This is a genomic window from Acidimicrobiales bacterium (assembly GCA_033344915.1).
Classification (GTDB): domain Bacteria; phylum Actinomycetota; class Acidimicrobiia; order Acidimicrobiales; family Aldehydirespiratoraceae; genus JAJRXC01.
Genome location: JAWPML010000001.1, coordinates 3578839 through 3590723, shown reverse-complemented (window position 1 = coordinate 3590723; position 11885 = coordinate 3578839). Strand labels below are relative to the sequence as shown.

Here is an 11885-nt window from a genome sequence, read left to right as displayed (position 1 = left end):
GCAGCCCCGAAACGCGAGAGGAACCCGTACCTCCGGCGAGCCGGTGCGTCTCCGGGATTGGTGACGCCGCAAGGTGGGACGGGACTCTGACCCCGCGTCTCAACTTCAGGTGGAGCGGAAGGTGGCGACTGTGGATCCGAGGAGGAGTTCGTCGCCGTCGGTGAGGTCGGCGTCGTCGACCTGCACGCCGTTCACCCAGATGCCGTTCGTGGAGCCGCGATCGACGATCCGAAAGCCGGTCGCGATGCGTTCGACCACGGCGTGTTCGCGGCTCACGTCCGCGTCGTCGATCACGATGTCCTGATCGTCGCGTCGCCCGATCGTCATCAGCCCCCGGGCGAGCACATGGCGCCGACCGCCGATGACCAGGAAGCCGCGGTCCCGATCGTCCACCACGCGGGTGGATGCCGGGAGGTCGATCGCCCCCACCGCGCCGAGCAGACGTTCGTCGTGGGCGAGGATCCGCGACTCGAGGTCGGCGAGTTCCGGTCCCGGGTCGACACCGATCTCCTCGCCGAGCCGGCGGCGCATGTCCGACACCACCCGCAGCGCATCGGTCTGGCGTCCCGCCCGGTAGAGCGCCAGCACGAGCAGGCCGGCCACACCCTCGTCGAGGGGAACGTCGCGGAGGCGCTGCTCGAGTGAGGGCAGCGCCGCGAGATGGCGGCCGGCGTCGAGCTCGGCCTGGGCCCACTCCCGCCACACGCCGGCGAGCCGTTCCCCGATCACCGTGGCCTCGTTGGCGGCCCACTCGTGATCGAGAAGGTCCGCCAGCGGCTCGCCGCGCGGGATCGCCAGCGCGGCGGTGAACGCGGCCGCCGCGCCCTCGTGGTCACCGGCCCCGGCCGCCCGGCGGGCCGTCGCCGTGTGCTCCTCGAACGCCAGGATGTCGAGCTGATCGGCGGTGAGCGCGAGCTCGTAGCCGTTGCGCACGGTCCGCAGCAGTTGGGCCGGGTCCCCGGCCGGTTTCAGCGTCCGCCGCAGGTTCGAGACGTGGACCTGAAGGGTGTTCGCGGCCTTCTCCGAGGCGTCGTCGCCCCAGATCGCGTCGATCAGCTGCTCGACCCGAACCGGCGCCGGTGCGGACACGGCGAGCCGGGCGAGCAGAAGCGCCGGCCGGGCACCGCCGACCGACACCGCGAACCCGTCGATCTCGACCGTCACCGAGCCGAGCACCCGAACCTGCAGCACCCCGTTTTCAGCCATTTCAACGAACCTTCAGTGGCCGCAAAGCGCCCCGTCGTTCGATCTCTTCACACCTACCACCCAGGAGATCGACATGACCACCGAACCCACCAACACCGACAGCACCAACAGCACCAACACGGTCCAGCTGGCCGAGATGCCGATCACACCGGCTCCTCGCCGCCGCACCGTGCGGGGCCGCTTCGTCGCCGTCGTCGTGACGGCGATCGCCGTGCTCGCCGGCGCCTGCACCGTCAACTCGACCGAGCCCCACGCCGGGACCCGGGTCGTGGCGGAGCAGCGCTCCGGCGACTCGGTCGCGTCCAGCCCCTCGAACGGTCCGGACCGCACGGTCTCGACCGACGGCGACGAGGCCCGCTCGGTGCGCCCCGTCGAACGCAGCGCCGACCCGCAGGCAGTCGACAGCACCCCGATGCTCTCGCCCCGCCAGCAGTGGGACGACGGCACCACGACCGTGTACACGGACTACGAGTGGTACTCGATGGAGGAGTTCATGACCTACGTCCTCTACGAGATCGACGTCTACTGGACCGACGTGTTCGCCGCGAACGGTCTCGCCGAGCCGTGGGTCTACTACTACTTCCCCGCCCCCGGCGAGTGGTCCTACTCGTGGTGCACCGATGCCCAGGGCAACCCGTCGATCATCGACGACAGCGCCCTGTTCTACTGCCCCGCCTCGGACCGCATCGTCGTCTCGCAGCAGGCCGCGTGGGAGATCTACTCGGGCGAGATGGTCGGCCCCGACGGCCAGTACGCGGGCGGTGTCATCGGTGACTTCGCCGTCGCCATGATCATGGCCCACGAGTACGGCCACCAGATCCAGAACGAGTTCGGCGTCGGAAACCTGTACGACGTCCCCACCCTCGAAAAGCACGCCGACTGCCTGGCCGGCGTGTGGACCGCCGGCGCCGACGCCGCCGGCATCCTGGACCCGGGTGACGTCGAGGAGGGCCTCACCGCCGCCTGGCTCGTGGGCGACAGCTACTTCGACAGCCCTGACCACCACGGCACGTCGGAGCAGCGCATGCAGGCGTTCGCCGAGGGCTACGACGGTGCCTCGCCGGCGGCCTGCGACCACTACGTCCCGCTGGGCATCCGCTGAGTCCGCGGCCACCGGCCGCTCGAACCCCGGGAACACGGGCCGCTGCACTCCGGTGCGGCGGCCCGTTTCCGCGTGTGTCACAGGACGAACAGGGCGATCGCCGCCCCGACCCCACCACCGAGAACGAGGAGGATCAGCAGCACGATCAGCACGATCCGGCGCCGGCCACGGCGCCGGCCCTTCACCTCGGTCGTGACATCGGCCAGATCGTCGAGATCGCGCACCGGCCCATCGACCTCCTCGGGCACCTCGACCTCGATCGTCTCCAGGTCGGCGACGAGCAGACCCATCGTGACGTCGTCCCCACCGATCTCGGCCGACTCGCCGAGCCAGTCCTCGAGGCTCCCCGCGACGTACGGAAGACCGTCGCGATCGAGATGCTCGAGCATGTCGGCGCCGACCTCCTCCCCCCAGTTCTCCGAGGCGAAGGAGTTCGCGTAGCCGTCGGTGGTGATGGACACGAACCGGACCGGGTCGCCGTCGAGGGCGATGGCCGCGGCCCGAAAGTCATCCGGCGCGGAGTCGAGACACAACGAGGTGGTCTGATTGCCGATGAGTCGATCGTCGCCCGGCACCGGCAGCGTGGCCCGGCCGGATCGGTGGCCGACGAGGACATCGCCGTCGCCCAGCTGGAGCACGGCGACCCGATCGGGACCGGCCAGCGCGACCATGATCGTCGTGCCGTAGCCATGGAACGGATCACCGGCTGCGCCGGGTGAGACCGCGAGATCCTCGGATGTCCACGGGTTGTCCGCGACATGGTCGAGTACCGCCGAGCGCCACCGTTCGACGAGGGCCGGGCCGGCCTCGTATTCGAGCGTGGTGACGATGTCACTCTCCGCCCGGTGCAGCAGGCCGTCCTCGACGAGCTCGGCCCCGAGCGAACACGCGGCTTCGACGGCGAGGCGAGACCCGGCGTCGGATCGCATGTGGGTGCGGCTGCCGTGACCGTCAGCCACCGCGACGACGACCGCGTCGCCGACCTCGCGGACCAGCACCGCGTCCTGGTTGACGGTGTCGCTGCGCCGATGCGACGACCCACGCACCGATGCGGACGCGGTCGACCATCGGAGGACCTCACGTGTCTCCGTCACCAGATGACCGCCTCGTCGTCCTCCGCGAAGGGCACGGGACCGCTGCGTTGGGCCGTCGTCTCGTTGGCGGTGAGTGACGCGGCCTTGCCGACCTGGGTCGAGGCCCAGCGGATGAGCCGGACGAGCTGCTCGGGATTGTTGGCGGACACCGGACCGACCTCCTTGTCGGAGACGAACTCCATCAGCACGTCGCGCGCCGCATCGCGACCGATCGCGACGGCGGTCCGCACCGACCGCTCGCCCCAGGGCAGCAGCAGGAGCCGCTCGAGCGCGTCCTCCCAGTCGTCCGTCGGCATGCCGTCGGAGATGAGCACGATCGCCGGCGGGAGTGCTCGCGCCTCCATGGGCGGCACCTCCAGCTGACTCGCCACGAGGTCGAGGGCGGCGCCGAGGTCGGTGTAGCCCTCCGCCTCCATGTCGGGCCAGGCGAACTCGGCCGCCGGGGTGGGCTCCTCGACGTGCCATGTCGCGCCCGTCGCGAAGCGGACCACGCGGATCAGGAGATCGGCGTGCGGGTTGCCCTCGGCGATGTCGACGAGGTGGGGCACGGTCTCGCGCAGTGCGTTGTTGAGCGCGTGCATCTTGCCGTCGGCCGCCATCGAACCGGAGCAGTCGGCGAGGATGAAGAAGTGCAGCGGACGGGTGGCGAGCTGCGCACCGGGTCGATCAGCCATGGGCGGTTCTCCGTTTCCGAGCGGGCGGGCGCGTTGACCGGCCCCTCCGATATCGAACATGATGCTCCCGATGGTTGCAGAGCAGTCGCAGGTGAGGCTCACACCGACCGGACGGACGGCAACCGTCGGCCGATTCATCGGTGAGGGCGGCCAGGGCGCGGTCTTCGAGGTCCACCCCGACGACGGCAGTCCCGCGCTCGCACTGAAGTGGTACTTCGACCACACGGCGACGCGCAACCAGCGATCCGCCATCGAGCTCCTCGTGGATCGCGGTGCGCCCGACGAACATTTCCTCTGGCCCCTCGAGATGGCCGAGACGGACGGCAGCGCCGCGTTCGGCTACGTCATGCCGCTGCGGCCGGACGGGTTCGCGAGTCTCACCGATCTCCTCACCGGCAAGATCACGGCGTCCTTCCGCACGATCTGCATGATGTGCATGAAGTTGACGGGCAGCTTCCTCGCCCTGCACAACCAGGGCCTCTGCTATCGCGACATCAGTTTCGGCAACCTGTTCTTCGACCCCGAGTCCGGGACGCCACTCATCTGTGACAACGACAATGTCGGCGTCGAGCGCGACAGTTCGTCCAACGTGCTGGGCACGCGGCGGTTCATGGCGCCGGAGATCGTGCGGGGTGAGGCGCTGCCGAGCACCACCACCGATCTCTACTCGCTGGCCGTGCTGCTCTTCTACGTGCTGATGGTCGGTCATCCACTGCTCGGCCGGCGCGAGCTCGACTTCCGGTGTTGGGACGAGAACGCGGAGCGCCAGATGTTCGGCGTGAATCCTTTGTTCATCTTCCATCCCGAGGACCGCTCGAACGCGCCGAGCGGCGAACACCATGGCGCGGTCCTCCAGTACTGGCCCCTGTTCCCGGGGTCGATCCAGCGGCTCTTCGTCCAGGCGTTCACCGACGGGCTCGAACCGGACGCGTCGAAGCGGGTCCGCGAGAGCGTGTGGCGGTCGGCGATGGCCGACCTCATGGCCAACGTGCAACGGTGCCCCTGGTGTCGCTCCGAGTCCTTTTACGACCCCGATCGGCCCGACCAGATCTGCTGGAACTGCAAGCGGGAGCTCGGCGCGCCGCTGCGGCTGGAGATCGACCGTCACCGTGTCGTCCTCAACGACGACACCCGGATCTCGGTGCACCCCCTCCGCCACAACTACGACTTCACCACCGACGTGGCCGAGGTGGCGACCAATCCCAGCCGGCCCGACGCGTGGGGTCTGCGCAATCTCTCCGAACACGAGTGGACGGTCACCCTGCCCACCGGGGACGAGCACACCGTGACCCCCGGGCAGGCGATCGGGCTCGTGCCGGATGCCACGATCGACCTCGGTGGGTCGACTGCGGTCATCCGGCACGGCTGATCTCCTCACGGCATCGAGGCCCGTCAGGCGCAATTCAGGCACAGGGTGACGTAGGAAGCGGCGGTCGTGAGCCCGTCCGGGTCCTGGCCCCAGATGGCGATCGTCACCTCGTAGGGAGTCCCGTCCCAGTCGGCCGGCGGGTAGTAGTTCCAGCAGGCGTTGTCCGTTCCACAGTTCCCGGGCGAGGCGACACCGGTGTCGGCGTAGACGTTCACCGTGTCACCGTCGGGATCGGAGTAGCAGCTGAACGGGTGACTGAACCAGTACGACGTGTCGTAGGGCAGCGAGAAGTAGTCGTTGCCGCAGCTGTTGACCGGAGCCTGGTTGGGCGCCACGGTCGACGTCGTGGTCGTCGTGGTCGTGGTGGTCGTGGTCGTCGTGTTGTCGTAGGTGATCGTCCGGTTCCGGATCGCGGTGGCGCCGATCGGACTGACGGCCCGGAGCTCGATCAGGTTCTCCCCCGGTCGGAGGGTGATCTCGGTCGCGAACTCGCCGTCGACATCCACGTCGATCGTGGTGCCGTTGACCGTGACCGTGTTCCACGGCTCGGTGCTGCCCGTGACCGCGAACGACGAGTTGCGGGTGGTCTCGCCCGAATCGAAGTCCGGTCGCAGCGCCGGCGACCGCGGATCGGGGTTCTCCTCGAACCAGGTCTCCGACGCCCGCTCGAACTCGTCGAACGCCTCGTCGAACTCGTCGACGTCATCGGTGGTCCAGCCCGTGGTGTAGGAGTACGAGGCGGTCTCGCCCGGCTGGAGATCGAGGGCGACGCCGAAGGCCGTGTCGTCGATCAGCGCCGCGTCGGGGCCGGCGTCGAAGCCAGCGGCCTCGAGATCGGCCGGGACCACTTCGATCCAGTGCCCGCGGAACCGTTCCGTCGTGTCGTTGGTGAACTCGAGCACGGTGGTCGTGGCGTTGTCTCCCACCTGGAGGGTGCGGGTGCCCGCCACGCCGTCGGCGACCTCGATGTCGGTCGAGCCGGTGAGGCCGGTCGGGATCGAGCCGGTGTCGTCGCTGCCGTCATCGTCCGCACCGTCGGTCGCGTCGTCGCCGGCGTCGTCGCCCCCGGTTGGCAGGGTCGTCGTTCCTGGGTCCAGCGTGTCGAGACGGGGATCGTCGTCGCCGCGCGTCGCGAAGAACGCGACGAGCACGACGACGATGAGTGCGGCCACGCCGATCAGGAGCGGGCGGCGGTCCACCTCGGCGGGTGCCTCGTCAGCGTCACCCGGTGCGAGAACGGTCGCGCCGTCGGGCAGCACGGTCGCCCCGTCGGGCAGCACCGTCGCGCCGTCGGGCGCGGCCACGGTCGCGTCGCCGGCGACGGCCGTTGCGTCGTCGGCCACGGCGGTCGCATCGCCGTCGGGAGCTGCACTCCCGGCGGCCAGCGTGGCGCCCGGTCGTTGCGAGGTGCCGGCGAGCGCGGTCGCCCACGTCTCGGTGACCCAGGGGGCGAGATCGCTGTGCTCCTCACCCAACCGCTCGGTCAGCCGGTCCGCCGCGGCGAGACGGGCGGTGTCGTCGCCCTGGAGCACGGTTGCGGGCAACTCGGTCTCCGCCGCGGTGACCACCGCGTCGATCTCGTCACGTAGCGACATGGCGTTGGCGCCCGTCGCGTCGACCAGCAGGTTGCGCAGTCGAACCGGGTCGTCACTGATGCGTCGGCCGAAGTCGTTCACCACCTGGGTGAGCGCTGCGTCGACCGCTACTCGTCGTTCCTCGGGTTGCATGATCAGTTGAAGGGGTTCTCGAGGTGGAGGGCGTCCACCACGCGCTCGATGAGCGTCGGGTCGGCCTCGAGGACCTCACCGTCCTCACCGATATCCACCTGTTCGAGGACGCCGTCACCGTCGAGGTCGGCCACATCGGCGACACCGTCGCCATCCGTGTCGAACCCGTCGACCTCACCGTCACCGTCGAGGTCGAAGGTGTCCATCACGCCGTCTCCGTCGACGTCGACCGCATCGATGTAGCCGTCGCCGTCCTGGTCGGCGGCATCCATGATGCCGTCGCCGTCGGTGTCGACCGCGTCGATCACACCGTCACCGTCCATGTCGGCCACGTCCATGACGCCGTCACCGTCGAGGTCGGCGATGTCCACCTGGCCGTCGCCGTCGAGGTCACCGACGTCACCGACGCCGTCACCGTCGAGGTCGACCAGATCGACCGCGCCATCGCCGTCGACGTCGCTCACGTCGAGCACGCCGTCACCGTCGATGTCGGCGCTGTCCATGATGCCGTCGCCGTCCAGGTCGACATCGAGATCCACGTCGATGTCGCCCATGTCCATGTCGTCCAAACCGAAATCACTCATCGTTCTCTCCTCGTTCCTCTCGTGCCTGTCAGTAGGTGTCGGTGCCGCTGTCGAGGCCCGAGTCGGTGCTGTCGAAGGGGTCACTCATGTCGAGTGAGTCGACCTCGGTGGTCACGGCGTAGGGATCCTCCGCCGGCGTCACCTCGCCGAAGCCGTCGACGTTGAAGTCGGTGTCCATCGAGTCGATGGTGCCGTCGCCGTCGAGATCGGTCTCCTGGGCCCAGCCGTCACCGTCCAGGTCGGCGGAGGTGAAGCTGCCGTCGGCGTTGATGGTGCCGTCGTCGATGATGCCGTCGCCGTCGGAGTCGACGGCGTTCACGTAGCCGTCGCCGGTCGAGTCGGCCGAGTCCATCGTGCCGTCGTGATTGCTGTCGAGGACGTCGAAGTCGCCGTCACCCGTGGAGTCGATCGAATCGATCGCGCCGTCGCCGGTGGAGTCCACCGCATCCGTCATGCCGTCACCGTCGAAATCGACGGAATCGATGACGCCGTCGCCCGTGGTGTCGACCGCGTCGGCAATGCCGTCGCCGTCGATGTCGATGCCGCCCTCGAGGGCCTCACCGTCGATGTCGTCGATGTCGAGACCGTCGAGGAAACCGTCTCCGTCCAGATCGAACATGCTCATGTCACTCGTCCTTCGCTTCGTAGCTGATTGGGGTCGGACGAACCGTCGATCGGGTCAACGGATTGTTGTCCCGCCGTGGCCACGTGATCGGTCCACGCCGTCCCGTCCCAGTAGCGGTGGTCATGGCGCCCGTACGGGTCCGTGTACCAATCCGCCGGCGGGTGGGATGGTGGGGAGTCATCACTGGCCGGTTCGTCATGGGACGAATCTGCCGACTGCTCCTTCAGAGTCGCTGCACGATCGCTGAAGGACTCTTTCAGGTCCACCGCTTTGCCCTTCTGGGCCTTGGCCAGGCGCCGGAGCGTGTCGAGTCGATCCGGATCGAGACGCACGCCGTAATAGCGCTCCTCGTCGGCCGGATCGACGCGCGAGGCCCATTCGGCGTACTGCTTCGCCTGCTCGGACGCCGTACCCGGCCCGGTCATGGCGAGCTCGGCCAGCACGCTGTAACCGAGGGTGGAGCCGTGCTTCACGGCCAGCTCGGCGTACTCGGCCACGGACTCGGTGTTCTCGACGAGGCTCTCGACGTTGGCCAGCGTGACGTAGACGTCGCCCGGATGCGGATGGCCGGCGGAGAGCGACAGCCGAGCCAGCTGACGAGCCGTCTCCGGCACGGACTGGAGCAGGTAGACCCGGGCGAGGCTGTGGAGGTTCACCGCATCGGCCGGCGCCTGCTCCTTGATCGCCAGGGCCTGCTTAAAGGCGGCGCGGAGGAGCTTCTCCGTCATCGCCATGTCGTCCTCCACGCCCATCGCCGCCGACTTCTGCAACAGCGTGCGGGTGACGAGGGTCTGCGGCTTGTAGATCGCCTTGGCGGTCCGCACCTGGGCCATGTCGCGCTCGACCCGCTGGAGGGCGAGCACGAGATGGATCTTCGGTTCCGGACGCTTGGGGTCCTCCTTGACCGCGGCGGTGAGGAGATCCACGCCGTTGGACATCTTCACGGAGTCGCCCATCGCGGTGATCAGCGGCAACTTCGCGGCAACCGAGCCCACCTTGCGCGCCCCATCGGCGATCTTCTTGCCACCACTGGTCCCGCTGAGCTTCTCGATCCGGGCATCCATCTTCTCGGCGCCGGCCGCCGACCAGGCCTTCGCCTTCTTCCCCGACTCGGTGTCGAGCGCCTTCTCCTTGGCCGCCTTCCACTTCACGCCGGCGACCTTGTTGACGCCCTCCAGCTTCTTCTTCCAGTTCGGCGCCGCGCCCGGCGCGGAGCCCCCCGCCGCGCCCCCGGGAGGGGGCGGCGGCGGTGCCGCGTCTGTGGCGTGCTCGTCACCCGCCATGACGATTCAGCCCGGGGGAAGGACCGGTTGGAAGGTGACGCTCTCCATGAGCTTGAAGTTGCCTCCCGCACGGACCTCGATCACATAGTCGACGAGTTGCAGGAGTGGCTCCTGCAGCGGGACAGCCGCCGTGAAACAGTCGTCGATCCTGGGCACGATGGTTTCCCACGGTGTCTGCACCGCCCCGGCGAAGCCCTCTTCGTTGGGCCGGTCGGGAAGGGCGACGCCGGCATCCTGATACGCCTGCTGCACGGCGGCCGAGATCGGCAATCGCTTGACGATGATCGCCAGGTCCTGATGGGCACCGGCGACGAAGTTGAAGTAGTCGACCTGCACCGCCAGGGCCTGCGCTCCGACGGGGGCCGTGCTCGCGAAGTTGTCCGAGCACTCGAACGTGAAGCCAGGTTCGGCCTCCACCAGTTCGCCGAAGAAGACGCCGGTGACGTCCTCGGAGCCGTCGAGCAGGGTGACGTACGGGCTGACGTAGGTCTCCCCGGCGACGAACGCGTCGACCATCGGCTGGGCGTAGTCGGCCGCCCGGGAGAGGAAGATGCCGCTCTCCTGGGGCCGCAGCTCGAGCACGCTCTCCATGGTGGAACGGCTGGGCACACCGATGAGCTTGCCGCTGCCGTCCGTGAGCAGACCACCGGAGTTGCCACCCCGGATCTCGAGATCCATCTGGATCCAACCCCGGTTGTCCTCGAGCCGTTCATCGACGACGAACGCACTGATGGAACCGTCGGTGAGGGTCACCGCGCTGTTCGCAGCGACGCCCGGGAACCCCATGGCGAAGACATCGTCGCCGGTGGACAGACCCTCGACGGTACCGAGGGGAACCTCGGTCAGCTCGGCGAGATCGACCGCCTCCACGATCTTGCCGCTCAGGGTCTCGGTCAGTTGCAGCAGCGCCAGGTCGAGATAGCCGTCGACCGCGACGAGCTCGGCCTTGAACCGGGGCTCGGCACTGCGGTCGAGACCACTCGACACACTGATCGTGATGTCCTCGATGTCCTCGAACCACGTGTCGTTGATTCCGTACCACAGGGCGAGACCCTGGCCGTCGCCCCACCCCGCGACGTGCGCATTGGTCAGGACGAGGCCGCGTTCCTTGTCGATGATCGTGCCCGAGCCAGTGCCACCGACGCCGGAGTCGGACTGCACGCTGATCGCCACCACCCCGCGGGTGAGCGCGTCGAAGTCGGGATCGTCGTCGCCTCGGGTCGCGAGGAATGCCACGGCACCGATGATGATGGCCAGGGCGGCGAGACCGCCGGCCAGCAGGCCGACCTTGCCGCCGCCGCCGAGGCGGCTGAACCGCTGGGCCAGGGTGATCTGACGCACGCCGCTGGCCTTCACGACCACGCGCTCACCCGCGTCGGCATCGCCGAGCACGAACGCCATGGTGCCGCTGATGGGCGTCTCCTTCGTGCGGCGTCCGTCGAGGAAGGTGCCCCCGGAACTGTCGAGGTCGGCGAGCTTCCACCCGTTCTCGTACTCGAGCACGGCATGACGCCGCGAGACGTTGGGGTTCTGGCTCTGGACGTCGACACTCGAGTCGCGGCCGATGACGTACTTGCGACCCGGCGAGAAGGTGTAGGACTGGCCGGCGCACTCGACGACCACGGTCTCGCCCGTCACCTGGGTGGCACCCTCGGCCGCGCCGGCGGCCAGAACGCCGCCCGGTCGCACCGCCCCGCCGTCACCGACGACAGCCGTGGCGTCCGGGGACGCGGCCACGGTGCGGTCGAGCTCGTCGACGATCGGGCTGGTCGAGATCTCGAGCCGAACCGCGTGTTCGCCCCGGGCGAGGGTCACGGACAGCGAGTCGCCGACGGGCCGGGTGGTGACCCGTTCGCCTTCCACGAAGGTGCCCTGCGTGCTGTCGACGTCACGCAGCTGCCAGCTCTCGCCGTCGTAGTCGAGCTGGGCGTGGTGTCGTGAGACGCCCTGCCGCTCGACGACGACATCGGCGTCCTCGTCCCGCCCGATCCGCACCGGCGACGAGGCCGGCTCGAACACGTGGTCCTGCCCCTCGAAGCGAATTGTGAGTCTTTGCCCGCTCATTCCGTTGGTCCCTCCATGTGAGATGCCCCAACTCTTCACCGTCCCGGTGAGGAAGAACAGGGCCGATTCGGTTCTGTTACCGAGCCATTAGCGCGGCGCCCACATCGGGAACGGCCATCGAGCCGACGGCGACACAGCATCGCGTCTCGTTGTCCTG

The 11885-nt window shown here is 68.7% G+C and carries 10 protein-coding genes; 2 read left to right on the top strand and 8 right to left on the bottom strand.

Features of this window, described 5'->3' with window-relative positions; all coding sequences use genetic code 11:
- Positions 1-105: 105 nt before the first annotated feature.
- On the bottom strand, positions 106-1206 hold the full coding sequence (locus R8F63_17305; protein ID MDW3220369.1) for a BTAD domain-containing putative transcriptional regulator: 1101 nt from the start codon (positions 1204-1206) through the stop codon (positions 106-108).
- A 73-nt stretch (positions 1207-1279) separates the two neighbouring features.
- Here R8F63_17305 and R8F63_17300 point away from each other — a divergent pair, with 73 nt between their 5' ends.
- Complete coding sequence (locus tag R8F63_17300) at positions 1280-2308, top strand: neutral zinc metallopeptidase (GenBank protein ID MDW3220368.1); 1029 nt, start codon at positions 1280-1282, stop codon at positions 2306-2308.
- A gap of 77 nt (positions 2309-2385) precedes the next feature.
- Here R8F63_17300 and R8F63_17295 read toward each other — a convergent pair whose 3' ends face one another.
- Complete coding sequence (locus R8F63_17295) at positions 2386-3402, bottom strand: protein phosphatase 2C domain-containing protein (GenBank protein MDW3220367.1); 1017 nt, start codon at positions 3400-3402, stop codon at positions 2386-2388.
- The gene (locus tag R8F63_17290) at positions 3399-4076 is read right to left on the bottom strand and encodes a hypothetical protein (protein MDW3220366.1); all 678 of its coding nucleotides are present in this window, start codon (positions 4074-4076) and stop codon (positions 3399-3401) included. Before R8F63_17290 ends, R8F63_17295 begins: the two co-directional genes overlap by 4 nt.
- A gap of 91 nt (positions 4077-4167) precedes the next feature.
- On the opposite strand from R8F63_17290, the gene R8F63_17285 reads away from it, so the two are divergent.
- On the top strand, positions 4168-5445 hold the full coding sequence (locus tag R8F63_17285; GenBank protein ID MDW3220365.1) for a hypothetical protein: 1278 nt from the start codon (positions 4168-4170) through the stop codon (positions 5443-5445).
- Between the two features lie 23 nt (positions 5446-5468).
- Here the strand turns inward: R8F63_17285 and R8F63_17280 are convergent, their stop codons facing one another.
- The 5 genes from R8F63_17280 to R8F63_17260 are packed head-to-tail and all read right to left on the bottom strand — an operon-like array spanning position 5469 to position 11728.
- The gene (locus R8F63_17280) at positions 5469-7172 is read right to left on the bottom strand and encodes a hypothetical protein (protein MDW3220364.1); all 1704 of its coding nucleotides are present in this window, start codon (positions 7170-7172) and stop codon (positions 5469-5471) included.
- A 2-nt stretch (positions 7173-7174) separates the two neighbouring features.
- Positions 7175-7756 (bottom strand): hypothetical protein, encoded by a 582-nt coding sequence (locus tag R8F63_17275; protein MDW3220363.1) that lies wholly within the window; start codon positions 7754-7756, stop codon positions 7175-7177.
- Between the two features lie 28 nt (positions 7757-7784).
- On the bottom strand, positions 7785-8381 hold the full coding sequence (locus tag R8F63_17270; GenBank protein MDW3220362.1) for a hypothetical protein: 597 nt from the start codon (positions 8379-8381) through the stop codon (positions 7785-7787).
- The gene (locus tag R8F63_17265) at positions 8378-9664 is read right to left on the bottom strand and encodes a DUF2510 domain-containing protein (GenBank protein MDW3220361.1); all 1287 of its coding nucleotides are present in this window, start codon (positions 9662-9664) and stop codon (positions 8378-8380) included. Before R8F63_17265 ends, R8F63_17270 begins: the two co-directional genes overlap by 4 nt.
- 6 nt (positions 9665-9670) lie before the next feature.
- Positions 9671-11728: an FHA domain-containing protein gene (locus R8F63_17260; GenBank protein ID MDW3220360.1), complete on the bottom strand. Its 2058-nt coding sequence runs from the start codon at positions 11726-11728 to the stop codon at positions 9671-9673.
- Positions 11729-11885: the final 157 nt, after the last annotated feature.

Excerpts from the sequence above, each read along its gene's own strand:
- R8F63_17305 (MDW3220369.1), bottom strand. The coding sequence starts at position 1,206 with ATGGCTGAAAACGGGGTGCTGCAGGTTCGGGTGCTCGGCTCGGTGACG.
- R8F63_17300 (MDW3220368.1), top strand. The coding sequence starts at position 1,280 with ATGACCACCGAACCCACCAACACCGACAGCACCAACAGCACCAACACG.
- R8F63_17290 (MDW3220366.1), bottom strand. The coding sequence starts at position 4,076 with ATGGCTGATCGACCCGGTGCGCAGCTCGCCACCCGTCCGCTGCACTTC.
- R8F63_17280 (MDW3220364.1), bottom strand. The coding sequence starts at position 7,172 with ATGCAACCCGAGGAACGACGAGTAGCGGTCGACGCAGCGCTCACCCAG.
- R8F63_17275 (MDW3220363.1), bottom strand. The coding sequence starts at position 7,756 with ATGAGTGATTTCGGTTTGGACGACATGGACATGGGCGACATCGACGTG.
- R8F63_17270 (MDW3220362.1), bottom strand. The coding sequence starts at position 8,381 with ATGAGCATGTTCGATCTGGACGGAGACGGTTTCCTCGACGGTCTCGAC.
- R8F63_17265 (MDW3220361.1), bottom strand. The coding sequence starts at position 9,664 with ATGGCGGGTGACGAGCACGCCACAGACGCGGCACCGCCGCCGCCCCCT.
- R8F63_17260 (MDW3220360.1), bottom strand. The coding sequence starts at position 11,728 with ATGAGCGGGCAAAGACTCACAATTCGCTTCGAGGGGCAGGACCACGTG.